The organism is Rhodohalobacter sp. (assembly GCF_041686455.1).
Lineage (GTDB): Bacteria > Bacteroidota > Rhodothermia > Balneolales > Balneolaceae > Rhodohalobacter.
The window spans coordinates 28,351-48,423 of record NZ_JAWLDW010000005.1; the positions used below are offsets into that span (position 1 = coordinate 28,351).

Annotated in this window: 18 protein-coding genes; 9 read left to right on the forward strand and 9 right to left on the reverse strand. The window is 42.4% G+C overall.

The window, feature by feature from the left end:
- Positions 1-4: 4 nt before the first annotated feature.
- The 3 genes from ACESM0_RS01390 to ACESM0_RS01400 all read right to left on the reverse strand — a co-directional run bounded on the left by ACESM0_RS01390 (position 5) and on the right by ACESM0_RS01400 (position 3,473).
- On the reverse strand, positions 5-1,138 hold the full coding sequence (locus ACESM0_RS01390) for an efflux RND transporter periplasmic adaptor subunit (protein ID WP_372902906.1): 1,134 nt from the start codon (positions 1,136-1,138) through the stop codon (positions 5-7).
- 1 nt (position 1,139) lies between these two features.
- On the reverse strand, positions 1,140-2,732 hold the full coding sequence (locus ACESM0_RS01395) for a TolC family protein (RefSeq protein WP_372902908.1): 1,593 nt from the start codon (positions 2,730-2,732) through the stop codon (positions 1,140-1,142).
- 90 nt (positions 2,733-2,822) lie between these two features.
- A complete protein-coding gene (locus ACESM0_RS01400; RefSeq protein ID WP_372902910.1) occupies positions 2,823-3,473 on the reverse strand; it encodes a TetR/AcrR family transcriptional regulator in 651 nt (216 codons plus the stop codon).
- A gap of 129 nt (positions 3,474-3,602) precedes the next feature.
- On the opposite strand from ACESM0_RS01400, the gene ACESM0_RS01405 reads away from it, so the two are divergent.
- A complete protein-coding gene (locus ACESM0_RS01405) occupies positions 3,603-4,502 on the forward strand; it encodes a DMT family transporter (RefSeq protein WP_372902912.1) in 900 nt (299 codons plus the stop codon).
- Here the strand turns inward: ACESM0_RS01405 and ACESM0_RS01410 are convergent.
- On the reverse strand, positions 4,497-5,453 hold the full coding sequence (locus ACESM0_RS01410; RefSeq protein WP_372902914.1) for an aspartate carbamoyltransferase catalytic subunit: 957 nt from the start codon (positions 5,451-5,453) through the stop codon (positions 4,497-4,499). The genes ACESM0_RS01405 and ACESM0_RS01410 overlap by 6 nt on opposite strands.
- Positions 5,446-5,991 carry a bifunctional pyr operon transcriptional regulator/uracil phosphoribosyltransferase PyrR gene (gene pyrR / locus ACESM0_RS01415; protein WP_372902916.1) on the reverse strand — a complete coding sequence of 182 codons (546 nt, stop codon included), beginning with the start codon at positions 5,989-5,991 and terminating at the stop codon, positions 5,446-5,448. The genes ACESM0_RS01410 and pyrR overlap by 8 nt, the downstream gene beginning before the upstream one ends.
- 133 nt (positions 5,992-6,124) lie before the next feature.
- On the opposite strand from pyrR, the gene ACESM0_RS01420 reads away from it, so the two are divergent.
- Both ACESM0_RS01420 and ACESM0_RS01425 read left to right on the forward strand, forming a co-directional pair.
- Positions 6,125-7,300: a CynX/NimT family MFS transporter gene (locus ACESM0_RS01420; RefSeq protein ID WP_372902918.1), complete on the forward strand. Its 1,176-nt coding sequence runs from the start codon at positions 6,125-6,127 to the stop codon at positions 7,298-7,300.
- A 17-nt stretch (positions 7,301-7,317) separates the two neighbouring features.
- Positions 7,318-7,866 carry a D-glycero-alpha-D-manno-heptose-1,7-bisphosphate 7-phosphatase gene (locus ACESM0_RS01425; protein WP_372902920.1) on the forward strand — a complete coding sequence of 183 codons (549 nt, stop codon included), beginning with the start codon at positions 7,318-7,320 and terminating at the stop codon, positions 7,864-7,866.
- A 10-nt stretch (positions 7,867-7,876) separates the two neighbouring features.
- Here ACESM0_RS01425 and ACESM0_RS01430 read toward each other — a convergent pair whose 3' ends face one another.
- Positions 7,877-8,425, reverse strand: a complete 549-nt coding sequence (locus ACESM0_RS01430) for a hypothetical protein (protein WP_372902922.1) — start codon at positions 8,423-8,425, stop codon at positions 7,877-7,879.
- Positions 8,426-8,582: 157 nt separating this feature from the next.
- Between ACESM0_RS01430 and sucC the strand changes: the two genes are divergently transcribed.
- Positions 8,583-9,791 carry an ADP-forming succinate--CoA ligase subunit beta gene (gene sucC, locus ACESM0_RS01435; protein ID WP_372902924.1) on the forward strand — a complete coding sequence of 403 codons (1,209 nt, stop codon included), beginning with the start codon at positions 8,583-8,585 and terminating at the stop codon, positions 9,789-9,791.
- A gap of 88 nt (positions 9,792-9,879) precedes the next feature.
- Here the strand turns inward: sucC and ACESM0_RS01440 are convergent, their stop codons facing one another.
- The 3 genes from ACESM0_RS01440 to bshA all read right to left on the reverse strand — a co-directional run bounded on the left by ACESM0_RS01440 (position 9,880) and on the right by bshA (position 14,265).
- Positions 9,880-11,670 (reverse strand): sensor histidine kinase, encoded by a 1,791-nt coding sequence (locus ACESM0_RS01440; protein ID WP_372902926.1) that lies wholly within the window; start codon positions 11,668-11,670, stop codon positions 9,880-9,882.
- A gap of 207 nt (positions 11,671-11,877) precedes the next feature.
- Positions 11,878-13,113: a serine hydrolase domain-containing protein gene (locus ACESM0_RS01445; RefSeq protein ID WP_372902928.1), complete on the reverse strand. Its 1,236-nt coding sequence runs from the start codon at positions 13,111-13,113 to the stop codon at positions 11,878-11,880.
- 21 nt (positions 13,114-13,134) lie between these two features.
- On the reverse strand, positions 13,135-14,265 hold the full coding sequence (gene bshA / locus ACESM0_RS01450; protein ID WP_372902930.1) for an N-acetyl-alpha-D-glucosaminyl L-malate synthase BshA: 1,131 nt from the start codon (positions 14,263-14,265) through the stop codon (positions 13,135-13,137).
- A 222-nt stretch (positions 14,266-14,487) separates the two neighbouring features.
- On the opposite strand from bshA, the gene ACESM0_RS01455 reads away from it, so the two are divergent.
- The 5 genes from ACESM0_RS01455 to ACESM0_RS01475 all read left to right on the forward strand — a co-directional run bounded on the left by ACESM0_RS01455 (position 14,488) and on the right by ACESM0_RS01475 (position 20,015).
- Entirely contained in the window at positions 14,488-15,249 is a 762-nt protein-coding gene (locus ACESM0_RS01455; protein ID WP_372902932.1) for a YebC/PmpR family DNA-binding transcriptional regulator, read from the forward strand.
- A 72-nt stretch (positions 15,250-15,321) separates the two neighbouring features.
- Positions 15,322-16,017, forward strand: a complete 696-nt coding sequence (locus ACESM0_RS01460; protein WP_372902934.1) for a tetratricopeptide repeat protein — start codon at positions 15,322-15,324, stop codon at positions 16,015-16,017.
- Positions 15,983-17,782 (forward strand): BatD family protein, encoded by a 1,800-nt coding sequence (locus ACESM0_RS01465; RefSeq protein ID WP_372902935.1) that lies wholly within the window; start codon positions 15,983-15,985, stop codon positions 17,780-17,782. Before ACESM0_RS01460 ends, ACESM0_RS01465 begins: the two co-directional genes overlap by 35 nt.
- Complete coding sequence (locus ACESM0_RS01470; protein WP_372902937.1) at positions 17,779-18,546, forward strand: SH3 domain-containing protein; 768 nt, start codon at positions 17,779-17,781, stop codon at positions 18,544-18,546. The genes ACESM0_RS01465 and ACESM0_RS01470 overlap by 4 nt, the downstream gene beginning before the upstream one ends.
- Before the next feature lie 95 nt (positions 18,547-18,641).
- Positions 18,642-20,015 carry a dipeptidase gene (locus ACESM0_RS01475; RefSeq protein ID WP_372902939.1) on the forward strand — a complete coding sequence of 458 codons (1,374 nt, stop codon included), beginning with the start codon at positions 18,642-18,644 and terminating at the stop codon, positions 20,013-20,015.
- Positions 20,016-20,073 lie beyond the last annotated feature (58 nt).

The window sequence follows — 20,073 nt, forward strand, 5'->3', positions numbered from 1 at the left end:
CGGTTTAAAACGTTACCACAGGCTTGTCGGCAGTTTTTAGTCGCTCAGCTCTCTCAATGCTGGTTTCTGTTGTCAATATATTCAAAGCATCCCCTTCGCTTAGATTCCGAACTCCTGTTACAACCATCTCATCCCCGGCTGATAACCCATTAGTAATTTGTATTAGCGGCCCCGAAGCTGACCCCGTCTGCACACTTACCAATTGTGCAAACTTTTGGCCATCATCTTCTTCAGCTATATAAACAGATTGCCCATCTTCATCTCTCAAAACAGCAGTTCTGGGCACAATAATTACATCTTGAAGCGTTCTTCGTTTCAGCATCAAATCCACCACCATTTCCGGCTTAATGAGCTGACCGGAATTTTGCATTTCAATTTCAATAGCGTACGTTCTGGTTTCCGGATCCAGTACATTACTGGCATAAGTGATTTGGCTCTCCATGCTATCATTATTTACGGTTCTGAAGTTTATCTGAACCGCGGACCCTTCAGTAATTTCACCGGAGTATCTTTCAGGAACACCCGCCAGCACCCTAATCTGATCGGTGTTCACCAGCCTAACTACCGGCATACCGGGGTTTATAAGCTCACCCGTGCTAACAAATCGCTCTTCAATTCTACCGGAAAAAGGAGCTTCAATTTTTGCATCCTGAAGCTGCTTTTCTACTTGATTAAGCTGTGCTCGAGCCTGATCGCGCTGTGCTTTGGCGCTATTAAAGTCTTGCGTACTTATAATCGAATCAGCGTGCAGAGCTTCAAAACGATTGAAGGTATCTTCAGCGAGGTCAAAACCGGTTTTAGCTGCTTCATACTGAGCCTGAATGAGCCGATCGTCGATTTGTGCAATAACTTCACCTTTTTCTACTCTTTCCCCTCTCTCTTTAATAGAGAGTATCCTGCCTGAGGCTTCAGAAGAGATCATGGCATCATCAATAGCTTCTACAGTTCCTGTTGTGCGGACAAAATCTTCAAAACTGTCCGTTTCGATGATCACGGTTTCGACCGGCATTAATCTTGCGCCATTAACCCCGTTTTGATCTCCATTATCCTCACCTTGATCACACGATACAAAGGCGATGGCCAATAGCAGAAATCCTGTTTGTTTGAGTACTTTTTTCATCATTTCTTTATTCAACATTTTATTGTGCGTCTAATACCTGTTTACCAATTGATTTTTCGTACTGACTGAGTGCGGTCAAATAATCGTACACAGCCGAGAGATAATTGAGTTTACTTTGATCCAGTAAGGATGAGGCTTGGCGCTCCTGTAGTGCTGTTCCGGCTCCTTCCTGCAGCCTTTTCAGTGCAAACTCATAATTAAGTTCTGCCTGTTCCAGATTTCTTTCCTGACTCCTGATTCTTTTAAGCGATGTTTCAAGATTTTTCAAGGTCTGATCAATTTCCAGATAAACTGCATTCATCTGAAACTCCCTGTCTATTTCGGCTTGCTTGATATCAATTTTGTTCTGCTGAACCTGCATTCGAGTCTGAAAGCCATTGAAAATATTCCAGTTCATCCTTAACCCAACCGATACTGCCTCGTTCCAATAGGAATCATCAAAAAAGCTTCTGTCTGATGCTGTAAAGGCAAATTCCTGACCCTCAACCGGCGATATCGCCGTACGGTTCGATGGCACAGAACCGATGTAGGCAAAATTCGCAAATGCATTTACGGTTGGAAAATATCTAGATTTTGTTACTTCCCCTTCAATTGACCTTAGTTCGAGCAAGCTCGCCGTTTGTTTGATATCGGGTCGCTGCTGTAACGCAATTTCATAAGCAATCTCTTTATCGGCAACATCCGGCTGCATAGACTCATTGAACTCAAGCTTACCTCTGAGGTTTATCTCCTTTTGAGTCGGAATTCCAAGCTGAAGTGCCAGATTCTTGGCTGCCAGTTCTGCCTGATTTTCTGCTTCAATCAAGTTGGTTTCCAGATTTACAAGTTCAACTTCTGCACTGACCCTGTCGTATCTTGATAAAACTCCGGCTTCCACCGATCGGCGGGTTTCTTCTACTGTAACCCGAAGCCTTTCTACACTGGAACGTAGCACCTCTACCTGCTCTTTGGCTAACAAGGCTGAATAGAATGAATTTTTCACCTCCTGAACAACCTGTTGCCGGTCTGCCTGTACCTGATCCTGACTCAGCTCCCTGAACTGCTGTGATGCTTTAATTGCAGAGAATGCGGCTCCATTATAGATAGCTTGTGTAATAGACAAACCGAACTCAAACTGGTTTTCAACTGCAAATGGATTGCTTCCATCCGAACCTGGCGGGGCAATTCCTGCATCTTCATAACCCTGTCTTTGCCGGTCCAGGTATTCATCAAAGGTAATTGGATTGGTATTCGGATCCCCGTCTGTTCGTGCTTGTTCATTAAATGCGAGCCAATCGACTGCACCAAACGATTCAAAAAGGCCTCCGGCATCAGAACCTGCGAAAGGGTTGGGTGTGCGCAAATTCCTAGTGTAGCTCCCCGAAGCATTTACTTGAGGATAAACAGATCCCCATGCTTCACGAATTTGTGCTTCCGCCCGGTCTAAATCGAGCAGCCCTTTACGGAGAAGGTGATTATTAACGAGGGCGATTTGGATCGCTTCATCCAGCGTTATTGTCACCGTATCTCCGGAAGTAAGATCAGCGACATCCTGTGCTTTTATTTGATTTATCTGCCCGGAAAATATCCACAGAATGAATACCCCCAGTAGTATCTTTTTTGTCACTTTCATATTTGTTTTAGGCGATTCTATTTTCGCAAATTATTTTATCTCGTTCCTACGATATATCCAGATACATGTTACAACTTATCTGACTGTCGGTCATTTTTCAATTCCACTACCAATCAGATGAATAAAATTCTGTATTAGTGATTCAAAACTAAATTCAATTTCATCCATAAATTTATGGTATTTAACATTGTGTTTCATAAAAGCCATGTGCATTACTCCTTTTGAAGCTGCCCAAATAATCAGACCTAATTCCTTAGGATCAATTGTATCCTTAATTGAACCATCCTGCATCCCAACCTGAAGGGATCTCACAATAAAAGTCATAGCTTCAGACGCATTCTCTTCGCATTTCTCCACAATGGGGCTATTCGAATACTCTTCCATATCCAAAATGCTTTCATAGTAATTAAAAGCACTGAAATAGATTGGATTCTTCTGAATGAATTTCAAATATACATGACCAATATTCTCAACCATTTTTAAACCACTCAAGTCTTTGGTCAAAACTTTAGCCATCTCTTGGTTTAACAGTCTGGAACCTCGTTCACAAATGGCAAGGTAAATAGATACTTTGCTTTTAAAGTGCAGGTAGAGAGTTCCTTTGCCCAGCTCAGCTTTTTCGGCAATCTCTTCCATGGTAGCACTGTTGAAACCGTGCTCCCCTATGATCTGCTCAGCGGCATCAATAATAGCTTCGCGCCTTCTAAGCTTTTCGCGTTCTTTCCTGGATAATTCTTTCATATATTTGACTGTCAGTCATTTTTTGAACAGAAGTCATAAAACTATCACTTTTAGAATTCCATTCCAACCAATTCCAAAAGTTATTTCTGCAAGATTATCTCTATCTTTGCATGCTCAACAGATAGAATCATGACAACGCTCAAAAAATCTCTGCTTACTGACCTTTCTCTGCTTTTTCTGGCAGTTATCTGGGGATTAAATTTTACAGTTATCAAAGCCAGCCTCGCAGAAATTGACCCCTACAGTTTCAACTCAATCCGTTTTGTATTGGCAGCTCTTTTCATGTGGGCCATTATCATAAGGCGCAAGTCGTGGTTTACAATCGATAAGAAAGACATCATACCGCTAGTCATTTTAGGACTAATCGGCAATCTCTTTTATCAGTGGTTATTCATTGTCGGTATTAATCTGACATTTGCGGCCAATGCCGCCGTGATGCTTGGTACAATCCCAATATGGGTGGCTATCAGTTCACACCTGTTTTCTCTTGAATTTTTGAATCGTCTGAAAACCATCGGTGTATTCCTAGCCTTTGCAGGAGTTACAATCATCATTTTCTTTGGAAAGAATCCTGTCTCGTTCGGTTCTGATAACTTTACGGGTGATGTAACCATTGTACTCGCTGCAGTAGTTTGGGCACTTTATACCATTTTTTCAAAAAAACACCTTACGCGATACACGCCTGTCCAATATTCGGCCATGATGACATCAATTGGAGCTATTTCGCTTACGCTTCTGGCAATACCGCATTTTGGCGAAACTGATTGGGAGTCTGTTTCTTTTGCCGCATTTGGCGGTGCTTTTTTCAGTGGCTTACTGGCCATTGGCCTTGCCTACCTTATATGGAACAATGGAATTAAAGTTGTGGGGGCAGTACGGTCTTCTACTTATCAAAACCTGGTTCCCGTTATTGGGCTAATTTCCGGCGTTGTGCTTTTAGGCGAAAATCTGGAATTACTGCAATACATGGGAGCTGCAATTGTGATTGCGGGAATTTTAATCACACGCCACGGCGGCCGCATTTCATAACATTCGGTTTCCGCCACTCAGCAGGTAAAGAATTGCCATTCGCACCGCAACACCATTGGTAACCTGATTTAAAATAACAGCCCGATCACTGTCTGCCACGAGGCTCTCCATCTCCACACCACGATTGATTGGACCGGGATGCATTACAGTAAAATCAGGATATTTCTCGAGATGGCTCATTTTTATACCAAATGTCTCATGATATTCCCGAAGAGAAGGGAAAAGATCTGTTCCTCCGGTGATGCGCTCCATTTGTATTCTAAGCGCCATTGCAATATCACACCATGCGAGTGTCTCATCAATACTGTATGAAACATCTACGTCCATGGTCTCTACATAAACCGGCATCAATGATTTTGGTCCGCAGACAACCACTTCTGCTCCTAGTTTTTTAAGACCGATGATATTTGATCGTACTACGCGGCTATGAGAGATATCCCCGACAATGGCTACCTTTTTACCTTTCATTTCAGGGTGAATCTGCTGCATCGTAAAAATATCGAGAAGTGCCTGGGTTGGATGTTCGTGAGCTCCATCTCCTGCATTAATGATCGCAGCATCTACACAGCGAGTGAGAAAATGCGGCACACCGGGGCTTTCGTGCCTGCTGACCACCATATCAATTTTCATGGAGCTGATATTTTGAATCGTATCTTTCAGGGACTCCCCTTTCTTTGCACTTGAGGTCCCGGCAGAAAAATTAACTACATCTGCACCCATTCTTTTCTGGGCCAGTTCGAAAGAGAGTCTTGTTCGGGTGCTGTTTTCGTAAAAAAGATTTACAATTGTTTTATCTCGAAGGGTTGGCACTTTCGGAACCGGACGATCCAACACTTCACGGAAGGTTTTAGCCTGTTCCAATACATACCTCAAATCATCTGCACTGTAATCAGCAAGCCCGAGCAGATGTTTCTGTTTAAAATTATAATCCGTCTGTTTCTCTTTACTCATCCGGCCCTCCCTTCACTACAAAAACCGCATCTTCGCCGTCCAGTTCTTTAACTTTCACCCTAACCTCTTCATATTCATGTGTTGGAACCGTCAACCCTACGTAGTCAGCTGAGACAGGCAACTCCCGGTGACCGCGGTCTATCATGCAGCAAAATCGAATACTTCTCGGCCGGCCGTATGCCATCAGCGCATCCATAGCTGACCGAACCGTTCTTCCCGTATAGAGAACATCATCAACCAAAATCACATCCCTATTATAAAGATCAAAAGGGATCTCGGTGACTTTCACTTCAGGCATTTTCAGCTTCGACCGGAAATCGTCTCGGTAAAATGTAACATCAAGCACACCAAAATCCGGCTTTACATCTGTTTCATTTTTAATGATCTGCATAATTCGCCTGCCCATATACACTCCTCGCGTTTGCATACCAATTATTGCGGGATGGGATGGATCTTCGTACGGCTCGAGAAACTGATAGGCAAAACGCAAATAAGTGCGCTTCACGTCCTCTTCCGTCATGATTTTTGCTTGTTCCAAAAAGTTACCTCTATGGGATTTTTGCTTCAAAATTAGTCAATGTCGATGTGGTAAACAATTTTGAATTCGAACAAATCATAGCTCACAGTTTGGTGTTACAATCCTTACCTTTAGCGTTTTATAAAACTACGCAATGTCACCTGAACAGAATAAGAAAGTTTTACTGATTGTAGCGATTGCAGTAATTGCGTTTAATCTCAGACCAGCAATTTCAGCTGTAGGTCCTCTGATCTATGAAATCAGGCTAGAAACGGGACTTTCCAATACGCTTTTGGGAATGCTCACAACGCTCCCGGTTCTGGCATTCGGCCTGTTCTCTATTCTGACACCATTTTTCACCAAAAAACTGGGTACCGAAGGGACAATGACGCTGGCCCTTTTACTGTTAACGGCCGGGCTGCTTATCAGGGTCTACCCCGCTCATGCCGCACTTTTTGCCGGAACAGCCATTCTTGGTATTGGTATAGCGCTTGGCAATGTTTTGCTGCCCGGTATTGTAAAAAAGAGTTTTCCAAACAGGTACGGACTGGTAACCGGGATCTATTCAGCCATGCTGGGAACCGGTGCGGCCGTTTCCTCAGGAATAAGTGTGCCTGTTTCAGAAGGTCTTGATTTAGGATGGAGATGGGCCTTAGGCATATGGGCATTTTTCTCTTTTGTTGCACTGGTGGTTTGGCTGCCTCAAATGAAAAAAAACATGCCGGTAGTGGCAAACCGAAGTTTCAAGAATGCAATAAAGCATCTTACAAACTCACGCATAGCTTTGAATGTAGCTCTGTTTATGGGCTTGCAATCCTTTACATTTTTCATCATTGTTGCCTGGCTTCCCGAGGTTCTAATTGAACGCGGCATGAATACAGCAAGAGCCGGATTGATGCTTGCTATTGTTCAGGGATCCGGTGTCTTAGGCACCTTTCTAATGCCGGCTTGGGCTTCCAGACGGCAGCGGCAAAGACTACCTGTGGGAATATTAGTTGGGCTTGAGGTTTTCAGTCTGTTGGGACTTATTTTCATCACCGACACGACCTATACAGAATTTTGGGCATCAATACTGGGAATAAGCCTCGGTGGCAGTTTTGGGATGGCTTTGCTTTTTATCGTTCTCCGCACAAAAGATACTGAAACCGCCAACGAACTATCAGGGATGGCCCAATCAGTCGGGTATACACTTGCCGCTGTTGGCCCCGCATTATTCGGTGCATTTCACGATTTTGTAGGCAACTGGACTACACCGCTAATTTTTCTTCTAGTCGTTTCCACCTTAAAATTCTGGACCGGGTGGATTAGCGGCCGGTCTGAAAACATCTAAAGATAATTTTCATTTCAATGAGAGCCTTTTTTCTTGATCGCGACGGTACATTAAATGTGGATTACAATTTTGTTCACAAGCCCGAGGAGTGGACATGGTGTAAAGATGCACTGAAAGCCATTCGCTGGATGAATGAAAATGAGTTCAAAATCATCGTTGTTACCAATCAATCCGGAATTGCCCGGGGACGATATACTACAGAAGATGTTATTCAGCTTCACAATTGGGTGGATCAACAGCTTGAAAAAGATGGGCTCCATATTGATGACTGGTATATTGCACCACACCACCCAAAGTTTGATAAAAAACCTCGGGATTTTGATCCAACCGACCGAAAGCCCGGAACCGGTATGTTTCTTAAGGCGATCGATAAACACGGGATTGATCCGAAACAGTCTTTTATGGCCGGAGATAAAATCACTGATCTTAAGCCTGCGTTAGGGTTGGGAATCAAACCATTCTTTATCCGTTCCAGGCATGAGCCAAATCAAGATAAAAAGTGGCTGAAGAAGCATAATATTAAAGTATTTGATACTCTTTACGAAGCCGTTCAAACGATAGTGTAAAAATCACTTTCTAACTCCACGGATCAATACCTTCCACAATCCAGCCGTTTAGTGGATGCCGAGGTGATGAGCTGCATAAAATGTAGTGCTCCGGCTTGTGAACCCAACCCAGCCGAACCATCCGATTAGATATCATCTCTGCATGTTTGTCGTGCTGTTCTTGTTTGATCAGCTTCTCTATCACAGGAGATGACTCCCAAATATTGCGTTCTCCTGTCTGATCCACACTGCCGATTTTATCAATTAACTTAAGCATCCAATCCGCTTGCCCGGATTGTCTTTCTGATTGCAAGACCTTTATAACGGCTTTAGAAGAAAAGCTCTGGAAAGAATCTAATACATCCCGCAGTGAACCCCATGCTGTATCAGCGACGAATAGTATTCTATCCGGCAAAATAATGTAGTCATAAATCCGAAGCCCTCTTTTTTCACAACACCATTTCAAACCTTCGGTTATCTTTTTCGAAACGGACTTTCTGATGAAAACAGGTACTTCACCCGTTATTTTTAGCTCTACGTAAAAAAGCTCTTTTATTCTGTTTCTTGATCTTTTGCTCATATTTCAAATTCAATTTTAGATCTTCTTTTCTGTAAGAGGCAAAAAATTGCAAAGCCTTACAGCAAAAGATATCACTCGCTTTTATTTGCTCGTGTATTTGGGTATTATTCAGCCGAAATTTTTAAACCAAAATGCTGACTGATTAACCAACTGAATCATGAAAATTCACGAGTATCAAGCAAAGGAGTTATTTGAAGAAGCAGGCATTGCCGTTCCGAAAGGTGTTGCCACATCTTCTGTTGATGAAGCCGTAAAAGCTGCAGAAGAGATGAAGGCCAACGGAACCAAACTGTTTGTAGTTAAAGCACAAATTCATGCCGGGGGACGCGGAAAAGGGCGCACCAAAAAGAATAATGCAAAAGGTGTAATTCTTTGTCGTTCAATCGACGAAGTTCGTGAAGCCGCTGAGTCACTTTTGGGAGACACACTGGTAACTATCCAAACCGGAGAAGAAGGACAGGAAGTTAAAACCATCTATGTTACCGACGGTGTTGACATCGAACAGGAGTTTTATCTTGGCATTTTGCTAGACCGTGGCAATAGTAAAAACGTGATTATGGTTTCAACTGAAGGTGGAGTTGAGATTGAAAAAGTTGCCGAAGAGACTCCCGAAAAGATCGTAAAAGAGTGGGTTGAGCCCGGAATGGAACTGTTTCCAGCACAGGCGCGGCGCCTCGCTTTTGCACTGGGTTTTGAAGGGGCTGCCTTCAAAAAAGCGGTAAAGTTTATCACGGCACTTTACAACTTTTATGTTGAGAAAGATGCCAACATGGTGGAGATTAATCCGCTGGTACTTACAACCGACGACGATGTAATGGCTCTCGATGCAAAAGTAACATTCGACGGAAATGCACTCTATCGCCACAAAAATATCGTTGAACTGCGCGATACTGCTGAAGAGAATCCGATTGAACTGGAAGCTTCCAAGTATGATCTGAACTATATCAAGCTGGATGGTAACGTTGGCTGTATGGTAAACGGTGCCGGACTTGCAATGGCAACAATGGATATCATTAAACTATCAGGCGGTGAGCCTGCCAACTTTCTTGATGTAGGCGGCGGCGCAAATGTTGAAACCGTTAAAAACGGATTCCGAATCATCCTGGACGACAAAAATGTAAAAGCGATTCTTATAAATATTTTTGGCGGGATTGTACGCTGCGACCGCGTTGCCAACGGTGTGATTGAAGCCGTTAAGGATCCTGAAATTGCCGACAAGGTGAAAAACGTGCCAATTATTGTACGTCTTCAGGGAACCAATGCTGAGGAAGCGAAAGAGATCATCGACAATAGTGATCTGAACGTAATTTCTGCTGTTCTTCTGAAAGAAGCAGCCGAAGAGGTTTCTAAAGTATTGGCTGCTTAATTATTATTCAGAATTATTCTGATTAATAATGTCGGATAGTCAAGATTCTCCGTCACAAAGCCCCTTTCTCTTTTGAGATTGGGGTTTTTTATTTCTCTCCATTTTTATCTGGAACCTCAAATCGAATCGTAAACTTCGCACCATGGTCAGACTTAAAGTCAAGATCTCCATTTAGTTGGCGAGTAAATGCCCGAACCAGAGTCATTCCCAATGATGCCTTCGATTTTTCTTCAAAATTGGCAGGTAAACCTGCTCCGTTATCTTCAACTTTCAGTACAATATCCTGATTTTTTTTCTTCAGCGAGATATGTATTTCCCCACTCTCTTTATCCAAAAAGGCATATTTGTAGCAATTATTCACAAGTTCGTTTATCAGCAGACCAACGGGCACTGCTTTTTTATTATCGATCAGAATTGCATCCAAATCACTTACGATATCAACATCTTTCTGCTTTGAGCCCAAAGCTGACTTAATCATCATCAGTAAATCTTCTATATATACAGAGAGGTCAACATCAGCCAGGGTTTCTGCCTGATACAGCTTTTCATGAACCAGCGCAATTGATTTAATTCGATCCTGAATATCTTTCAGGTCCGCTTCTGTAATTTCATCACGGGCTCCTTTTTGGAGCTCAATCAGACTCGATACAATTGAAAGGTTATTTTTAACCCGATGGTGGATTTCCGACAACAGCATCTCTTTATCTTTTAATGACTGATCCAGCGCATCAACATATTTTTTGCGTTCCGAAATATCCCTGACGTTACCGATAATATATTTGGGATTGCCATTTACGTCTCTTAACAAGGTTCGCTTGTTATTTGCCCAGATATACTCCCCATTCTTCTTTCTAACCCGAAACTGAGTGTCATCGGACAGGCGCTGCTCAAGATCATCCGATGAATAGCTTTCAACCTGTTCCTCCATTCGTTTCAGGTCTTCAGGATGTGTGATTTTCAGCATAAAATCGGCCCCTCCTTCCTTCATTCTTTCGATATTGTAGCCGAGCATGTTTTCTGCGGAGGGACTCATGTACACATATTTACCAGTCTCCAGATCCATTTGATAGATTACATCCTGAGAATTGTTCAGTACCACTTTGAATTTCTTTTCGGACTCGGAAATTTTTTCATTCCACTTTCTAACAGTTCTCAATTGCATCCAAGTAAATAATCCAAGCAATAAGACAAAGACTATAATGGCAGCCAAATTGACTCGATTCACGATACGATCAATCATTATACCGGCAAGAGTCAGATTTGAAAAAAACTTTTGATCGAGCTCGGTTATCTCATTTGATAATGTATAAATCCGGATGAGATATTCCTGTCTGGATTCCTGGGTTAACTCATTATAACCAGATGCCTCAGATACTTCATTAGCAAGAAGCTGTACATCCACCACTTTTTGATCAGTCTGTTGCCAAAGAGAAATTAGTTGCTGGACAATTTCTGTATGTGAAAAAAAATCGTACAGCCTAACCAATTCTGTAACGCCATGTGGTTCGTTATTACCCAGATGAAGATATTCTATAATCTCTTCTCGATCGCCGCTTTCTGAGACCAGCAAATCTCTACCCTGTTTTAGCCGCTCTACAACTTTGATATGATTATAAAAAGCTTCAATATTTTCAGGCTCTTCGGTATGGATAAACTGAACCAACTCATTTACAGCGTGTTGCTGAGACTTCAAGAACTGACTGCTTCCAAAATTGAAAGACCTCATCCCTACCTGCAAACCACTGCTGTAATAATTAACCGTGTATAGGCTGCCGGCTAACAGAAGAAAAGCGAAAACCAGCCCTGCTGTTATTTTATTTTTTGAATTAAACCAAACGCCTGTCTGCATGATACTTTGTGAAATTTGTGCTAAAACCATTTCTAATTAAAGATTCTACTTACGCTTCATCGTAGACTTTAACATTTTGCACAAAATACTTTTAAGAATAAGCAGAGAAAAATACAATAATTAATGAAATTGTCTATTCGGAACTAGCAATTTTCTAAACTTAAATATCTCTCCCGCCCTCTGATTTACTTCATTTTTAACTATTGAAACCTTTTGCAAGAATTCAATTTCATACCTCTATAAACCTTTAAAAATGATGCTGCTCAACTCTTCTCTGATGTTACTTAAATCGGGATAATTACCACTCTCGTCTACGCCAACGTGTTGCCGGTTTGTCAAAAAAATGTAGAACATATCATCTTCAGGACTCATTATAAAATTAACACCCGTAAATCCTGTATGACCAATACTACCCTCAGGTAAAGTTTCTGCGTGTAAAAATCCGGGATCCATAGCCCACCCAAGTCCATTTCTAAATTGATCCTTTGAAACAAACTTTTCAATTGTTGAGCTTGAAATTATCTCTTCATCATTCCAATATCCTTCATTCAAAATAAGCTGCAATAGAATTGAAAGTTCATCAGCCGTAGAAAAAAGGCCTGCGTGACCGGTCATACCGTCAAAGGTATAAAAAGCATTTCCGTCATTAACTTCTCCTTTCAGAGTATAATCTCTCCATTCATTCCAGGCATCCGGATTCACATCAATACTGTACCCAAAACTGTCGTCTGAAATCATTTTTCTTTCAAACGGATTTCCATGAGAAGTAGAAACAATTTTTTCGTCACTACCCATAACCGGATTAAAACCAATCACTGACAGCCCGAGAGGTTCATAAATGCGTTCATACAAATATTCCTCAATATTCTGTACCGTTACTCTTTCAATGATTTCAGCCAAAATCATAAATCCCAGGTCGCTATATCGACGATCTTCCCCCGGTGAACCTACTAAGTCTAAATCAACAACCCAGTTAATAAATTCCGAAGAATTGTCGATCGTGTAGTATGTAGGATACCATTGGCGTAATCCTGAAGAGTGCGAGAGAAGATCCCGAATCGTAATGTTCGAATGTGATGGTTTTGCAAACTCGTCAATATATTCAGAAACCGGATCATCAAGCTGAATAAGCCCGTCACTGTGAAGTGCCATCATAGCATATGTTGTGGCAAAAATTTTTGTAAGAGATGCAATATCAAACATATGATCAACTGTAGTGCTCTCCGGATTTTCTACAACGTTAAGCTCTTGATCATAAAGAGAAGCATAGCCATATGCTTTTTGATAGAGTATCTCATCATCGGTACCTAACAATACAACAGCTCCTGTAAAACTTGACTCACTCAATCCACTCTCAACTGCCTTATCAATTTGAGCGGAGTACTCGTATGCCGATTCCTGATCTTGTTCATCCCCGCAGGATATACCAATCAGGAGAATAAAAATGATCCCTGCTGTCGTTTTGAATTTCAATCCGTTTACCATTTGCCCCATCTACATCGTTGCTTTTACTTGCAAATAGTACTCTTCATAGATGGACACTATTTTGTCTATTTCAAAATTTTCGGCCCTCTTTCGTGCTGCTTTCGACATTTTTTTGTGAAGCTTTTCATCTTTCAGAACCTTTGTAGCACATCTGCCCATGCATTCAACATCAGCCAGCTCACAAACAAAGCCGGTTTTACCGTCAATATTTACTTCCGGAAGCCCGCCAACATTAGAGCTGATAACCGGCACACTGCAGCTCATCGCCTCAAGCGCTGCAAGTCCAAATGTTTCACTTCCAGACGGGATCATAAACAGATCAGCAATGGATAGAACCTCCTCAACCTGTTCCTGCTTACCTAAAAATCTGACGTGCTCACACACTTCCAGATCGCGGCATTTTTGCTCGGCTTTTGATCGATCGGGTCCATCACCCACCATCAGAAGTTTTGCGGGAACTCCATTTTTTAAGACCTGAGCAAAAGCTTCCACAACATCCGTTACTCGTTTAACTTCACGGAAGTTTGATACGTGTGTGATTACCTTCTCACCTTCCGGACAGATCGCCTTTTTAAAATGCTCTTTTTTTGATCTCTTAAATCGATCCAGGTCAATAAAGTTAGGAATGACTTTGATATCCTTTTTTATATCAAACAGTTTGTATGTCTCCTCTTTCAGATATTCGGAAACGGCTGTCACACCGTCACTTTGATTGATAGAGAAATCCACCACCTTCTTATACATGGGGTTACTTCCAACCAGCGTGATATCTGTTCCGTGAAGTGTAGTAATTACGGGAACCTTGCATGCATTTTCATTCACAATCTGTCGCGCCAAATAAGCACTGGTGGCATGAGGAATTGCATAGTGTACGTGCAAAATATCCAGATTGGCATACTCAATCAGCTCAACCATTTTATTTGCAAGAGCAAGATCGTAGGGCGGATATTCAAAGAGCGGATAACTGCTGAGATCAACCTCGTGAAATGTGATATCTGTACGCAGCGAATCGAGTCTCGCCGGTCGTGCATAGCTCAAAATGTGCAAATTGTGACCCCGGTTTGCAAGACCTTTGGCAAGTTCTGTGGCAACAACCCCGCTGCCGCCGTACGTAGGGTAACAGACAATACCTATGTTCATATTTTACTGTTTAAATGATTTTAAAAAAGTGATTATATCTTTGCTGAGAATGTACCAATATACTTACACTGCTCTAAATAGATCTTTAAAAACAAACCGTTTCGCATATTCGTTTTAATCATACTCGATATTTCAGGATCGTGTAGAAGACATTAGGTGAAATTTGACATTTCCGTTATATTTCTAAATTCAATTTTCCCTTAAAACACTGATTACATACTCATGGCAGGACATTCCAAATGGGCTAACATCAAACATAAGAAAGCTAAAGAAGATGCTAAAAGAGCAAAAGTTTTCACAAAGCATATCCGCGAATTGACGGTTGCGGCTCGTGAAGGCGGCAGTGATCCCGATGCAAACCCAAGGTTATCACTGGCTATTGAAAATGCAAAAGCCGTTAACCTGCCAAAGGATAATATTGAGCGCGCCATCAAAAAAGGAACCGGTGAACTGGATGACGGATCCGGAAACTATGAAGAAGTTACCTACGAAGGATACGGACCGGGTGGCATTGCCTACTTTGTGGAAGCTACCAGTAATAACCTGAACCGTACAGTTGGAGAGATTCGCCACATATTTACCAAATCTGGCGGGAACCTGGGAACGGATGGCTCTGTTGCATACCTGTTTGAGCAAAAGGGTTCTATAAAAGTGAATGCTGAGGGGCTTGATGAGGATGAGTTTATGCTAACAGCTATTGACGCCGGTGCGGAAGATGTAAATATAGAAGACGATTTCTTTGAAGTCATCACTTCCCGAGAGCAGCTTTTTAATGTACGTAAAAACCTGGAAGAGAATGATATAAATGTGGAGAGTGCCGAGCTGATCCGAATTCCAATGACTGAAATTTCTGCTGATCCGGATACAGCCCGTAAGAATTTAAGAATGATGGACAAGTTTGACGATAATGATGATGTGTCTAACATTTTTACCAACTTGAAACTGGATGAAGAGACACTGGGTCTCCTCGAAGAAGACTCCTGATTGACATGTTCTATACTTCATCTCTGTTTGAGCCGTTTATTCAGCAGCAGTTTACAAAATTGATATACTCACATGAATAAGTTCATTCTACTTATTATCGGCTTCTTACTTATTGCTTCATCACTGAATGACGCACGTAAAGCGAATGAAGCATTCAAAAATGGAGATTATGAGCTCGCTGTAGAGCTTTACAGGCAGGCTATTGACCAAAACCCGGATAATTCACGCCTCTATTTCAATCTCGGGAATGCTTTGGCAGAGGCCGGAAATACAGAAGAAGCCATGCAAGTTTATGAACAGTTCAGAAATATGACTGAAGCAAGTAATCAGCAAGCCCTGGCTGACTACAATAAAGGCAAACTGCTCTCTGAACAGGAAAATTATGATGAAGCTATTTCTCAATTCCGGGAAGCCCTTCGTAAAAATCCAGATGATGAAGACGCGCGCTTTAACTACGAACTGGCTCAGAGAATGAAACAGGAGAAAGAGCAGGAGCAAGATTCACAATCAGATCAGGACGAATCTGAAGGTGAACAAGAGCAAGAGAACGATGAAAATCAGGATGAAGGTGAGCAGCAAAATCCCAACCAGCAGCCTCAGAATGAAGATCAGCCACAAAACCAAGAACAGCTACCTGAGCCCTCCAGTATGAGTCAGCAAGAAGCGGAAAATATTCTGGACGCGCTGGAACAACTGGAAAAAGAACTTCTGGAAAATCGTGAAAAAGAAGCAAATGTCAGAAGACATCAAAATGATAAAGACTGGTAAATTCTTAATCTTATCCCTTTTGGGGCTCTTTACTGCTCTGTTTCTACCTCTTGATCTTTTTGCCCAGGATTTCAACCTGGAAGCCACTGTTTCAGAAAACAGAATTTTTGTCGGTGAGCAGTTCAATCTCAATATTGAAGTTTCAGGGTCGTCCATGCAGGATGTTTCTCTACCTACCCTGCCTCAACTGTCGGGTGTGCGTGTGCTGTCTTCTTCACCCTCGCGAAGCACGAGCATTTCCATAATAAATGGCAGAACCACCACCAGTACCACCTATCGTTTTTCCTTAATTGCCAGAGAAACAGGAGTTTACACAATTCCTCCGGTTTCCATTCAAATTGACGGTGAAACACGAACCACCAATCCTATTCAAATTGAGATTATTGAAAAAGGAAATCTCTCGACAGACGGTAGCCAGCAACTCCCGGATATTTTCCTTGAAATTGAACTCGATGATGATAATCCCGTTACCGGTCAGCAGATTGTGGCAAGTGTTGTTCTTTATTTTAAACAAGGAATTGAGATTACATCCTTTCAACCTACGGCAGGATGGAGAACCGATGGATTCTGGAAAGAGGAACTTGAAAATATCCGCCAGCCGGAACCGGAATCTGTTATTCTGGATGGGGTGCGCTATCGAACGGCTACACTGCTTCGCTATGCACTTTTTCCAAGCCGGAGCGGCACACTTACCCTGTCAGAATATCCAATGAGTGTAGGAGTTCGAACCCGACCTGAAAGAAACGATCCTTTTGGCAGCTTTTTTGGAGGTGGCGTTAACCAACGAAGGGTTAGCCTTGAATCTGAACCTATCGACATGGACGTAAAGCCGTTGCCGGAAGCTGATTCAAATGCCGTATCCATTAATGCCGTTGGAGATCTGAACATTGAGCGAAGTTTAAATCGGAGTGATGTTGTTACAGGTGAAACTGTAGAGCTTACCACAACGATTCGGGGCACCGGAAATGTACCGCTTGTAAGACGCCCAATTTATGACCTTCCGGATGGTTTGGACCTCTATACTCCGGAGGAGAGCAGCAATGTTGAGCGCAGGGGTTTAAGTATACGGGGAGATAAAAATTTTACCGAACTTCTTGTTCCCCGCGCGCCGGGTCGCTACTCAATTCCCGAGCAGCAGATTGCTGTTTTTGACGCCCGGAATAATCGCTACAAATACATCACCCTGCCGGCAGTATCTTTTACTGCAAATCCCTCGTCAAACAGAAGTATAGCTGCAACATCCGGATCGAATCAAGGCATGCCCGGCCCAATTACAGGCCTTGCTGTATGGAACAATCAAAAAAGTACTCCCCTTCACCAAACTACTCTATTCTGGATTTTATTGGGAGTCCCAATTTTAGCGCTTGTAGTCGGTTATTTGAAAAAGAATCAGCTCGATCGCCTGAAATCTGATCGAAACTATTCCCGAAACTACAATGCCCTCGAAAAAGCTCAAGTAAGAATTGAACAGGCAAAACAAGCCCATGAGAGTCAAAAGCCGAAAGAGCTCTATAATCAACTCCATAAGGCATTAACCGGCTTTATCAGCGACAAAGTCGGACTCCCGGAAGCTGGTATTTCAGATTCTGAATTGATAAAAAAAGTAAAAGAAAAAAACGCTGCTTCTGAAACTGTTAAGCTTCTGAAACAACTGCTTGACAAATGTGCAACCATTAGCTACGCTCCGGCAGGCTCCATGGCTGATCAGCAGTCTGATATCGACAAAACGGAACGTATAATCAAAGAGTTAAAAAAACTGTTTTGAAAACACTCTCTACTGCACTTCTGCTTTTTGCGGCAGCACTGTATATTCCTTCGCTTCTGTTTGCTCAACAATCAAACTTTGAACAAGCTACCGAACAGCTTGAGAAGCAAAACTACCGGGAGGCCATTTCCCAATATCATAAGATCGCCGATGAGGGGCATCATTCCGGAGCATTGTGGTTCAACCTCGGTACCGCCTACACTGAACTTGACTCACTTGGAGTTGCTAAATATCACTTTCTGAAATCTTCCGATTATCCAGAAACAAAAGCAGATGCTCAAAGCGCTATTGAGTATGTAAATGAACGCTTTGACCGTCGATCGGCAACACTTCCTTCTTTACCGTGGGAACGCTTATCCAACTATCTCAATAACCAGGTAGGCATACCGTCACTCTATTCAATGGCGCTTATCTTTCTTCATTTGGGTATAGCCGGGATCTTGATTTTCTGGTTTTACGGCAAATTTCGTACTTACTCTTATTATACCGGCATTAGCGCAGTGGTCATGTCGGTTCTGCTTTTTGTTACTGCGTTTTACATACAGTATGTTGATAACAGATATGGGACAGGAGTTGTGACTGAGAGGCAGTCAATTGTCTACCAATCCCCCGATACAACTTCGGGTGAAATAAGCACTGCGTACGAAGGGTACACCGTAAGAGTTGACTATCAAAAAAGTGAAAACCATCAAGATTGGATTTACATCCGTCTTGAAAACGGGATGAAAGGCTGGATCGAGAATCAAGCCGTGAAAACATTGTAACATTATCATTCCACAGTCCAAATCATCCCAATCCCAAATGACATTCAGCCGTTAAAAACGTATCTTTTTAAGAATCTAACTGACAAAAATTTATTATGAGTTCTGTAGAAATATATATTCAGGAAAACGCTAAAAACTTTGAAGAACAACTATTTCATTTTCTCCGTATTCCAAGTGTGAGTACGGACTCTAAGCACAAAGGGGACGTAAAAAAAGCAGCGCAGTTTTTAATTGATCAGCTAAGTGAAATCGGGTTGGACAAAGTAACTATGCATGAAACAGATGGACATCCGATCATCACTGCCGAAAAGTGCCCACATGAGGATCGACCCACGGTTCTGATTTATGGCCACTACGACGTGCAGCCTTCCGATCCCGATGAATTATGGAAAACACCACCTTTTGAGCCAACTGTGAAAGAAGGGCGCGTGTATGCCCGTGGTGCGAGTGATGACAAAGGGCAATCCTTTACCCATGTGAAAGCGATTGAAGCCTATATGAAAACCGGAACCGATCTCCCCGTTAATGTGAAGTTTATTCTTGAAGGTGAAGAAGAGATCGGATCACCAAATCTGATTCCATTTATTCAAGCAAATAAAGAGTTACTGAAATGTGATATGGTTCTGATTTCCGATACCGCCATGTTCGGCGAAGATCAGCCGTCCATCACCTACGGACTGCGAGGATTGGCTTACATGGAAGTTCATGTTACAGGGCCGAATCGCGATCTTCACTCCGGCGTATTTGGAGGGGCGGTAGAAAATCCGGCCAACGCTCTGGCTGAAATCATCGCAAAACTGAAAGATGAAAACGGAGTTATTCAGATACCCGGTTTTTACGATGATGTGGAACCGATGACAGTTGAGATGCGCGAAGCTTACAAAAAGCTGCCATTTGATGAAGTGGGCTACAAAAAAGATTTAAACCTGAAAACCGTTCACGGTGAGAAAGGGTACAGCACTTTAGAGCGCGCATCTGCCCGGCCATCACTGGATGTAAACGGATTATGGAGCGGTTACCAGGGTGAAGGTGCCAAGACTGTACTGCCTGCAAAAGCAGGAGCAAAAATCAGCATGCGCCTTGTTCCGGATCAAGAACCTAAGAAAATTTCCAAACTGTTCACAGATTATGTAAAATCCCTGGCTCCGGATACCTTAACCGTTGAAGTAGAAGAGCATCACGGTGGATATCCCGTAGTTATAGATCTCAATTTCTATGGTTTGAAAGCTGCTGCAAAAGCGTTCGAAGAGGTATACAACAAAGATGTGCTTTTCGCTCGTGAAGGTGGGTCCATCCCGATTGTTGCCGATTTTAAAAAAGTATTGGGAGTGAACTCAATCTTGATGGGTTTTGGACAAACCAAAGATGCCCTGCACTCTCCCAATGAGAGTTTTTCGCTGAAGGATTTCCACCGGGGAATCCAGACTTCTGCGAAATTTTTTGAACTGTTGCCGGAGTATTCTGGGTAATTCAGAGGAATGTGCCCTATTTTTTGGATCAATTTCCCCTCCTTTTTCAAGGAGGGGA

What these genes read in the sequence shown, in the direction of transcription:
- ACESM0_RS01420 (WP_372902918.1), top strand. Translation starts at nt 6,125, where the DNA reads ATGTCACCTGAACAGAATAAGAAAGTTTTACTGATTGTAGCGATTGCA.
- ACESM0_RS01455 (WP_372902932.1), top strand. Translation starts at nt 14,488, where the DNA reads ATGGCAGGACATTCCAAATGGGCTAACATCAAACATAAGAAAGCTAAA.
- ACESM0_RS01460 (WP_372902934.1), top strand. Translation starts at nt 15,322, where the DNA reads ATGAATAAGTTCATTCTACTTATTATCGGCTTCTTACTTATTGCTTCA.
- ACESM0_RS01395 (WP_372902908.1), bottom strand. Translation starts at nt 2,732, where the DNA reads ATGAAAGTGACAAAAAAGATACTACTGGGGGTATTCATTCTGTGGATA.
- ACESM0_RS01465 (WP_372902935.1), top strand. Translation starts at nt 15,983, where the DNA reads ATGTCAGAAGACATCAAAATGATAAAGACTGGTAAATTCTTAATCTTA.
- ACESM0_RS01410 (WP_372902914.1), bottom strand. Translation starts at nt 5,453, where the DNA reads ATGAGTAAAGAGAAACAGACGGATTATAATTTTAAACAGAAACATCTG.
- bshA (WP_372902930.1), bottom strand. Translation starts at nt 14,265, where the DNA reads ATGAACATAGGTATTGTCTGTTACCCTACGTACGGCGGCAGCGGGGTT.
- ACESM0_RS01390 (WP_372902906.1), bottom strand. Translation starts at nt 1,138, where the DNA reads ATGTTGAATAAAGAAATGATGAAAAAAGTACTCAAACAAACAGGATTT.
- ACESM0_RS01475 (WP_372902939.1), top strand. Translation starts at nt 18,642, where the DNA reads ATGAGTTCTGTAGAAATATATATTCAGGAAAACGCTAAAAACTTTGAA.
- ACESM0_RS01405 (WP_372902912.1), top strand. Translation starts at nt 3,603, where the DNA reads ATGACAACGCTCAAAAAATCTCTGCTTACTGACCTTTCTCTGCTTTTT.
- ACESM0_RS01430 (WP_372902922.1), bottom strand. Translation starts at nt 8,425, where the DNA reads ATGAGCAAAAGATCAAGAAACAGAATAAAAGAGCTTTTTTACGTAGAG.
- ACESM0_RS01440 (WP_372902926.1), bottom strand. Translation starts at nt 11,670, where the DNA reads ATGGTTTTAGCACAAATTTCACAAAGTATCATGCAGACAGGCGTTTGG.
- ACESM0_RS01400 (WP_372902910.1), bottom strand. Translation starts at nt 3,473, where the DNA reads ATGAAAGAATTATCCAGGAAAGAACGCGAAAAGCTTAGAAGGCGCGAA.
- sucC (WP_372902924.1), top strand. Translation starts at nt 8,583, where the DNA reads ATGAAAATTCACGAGTATCAAGCAAAGGAGTTATTTGAAGAAGCAGGC.
- ACESM0_RS01425 (WP_372902920.1), top strand. Translation starts at nt 7,318, where the DNA reads ATGAGAGCCTTTTTTCTTGATCGCGACGGTACATTAAATGTGGATTAC.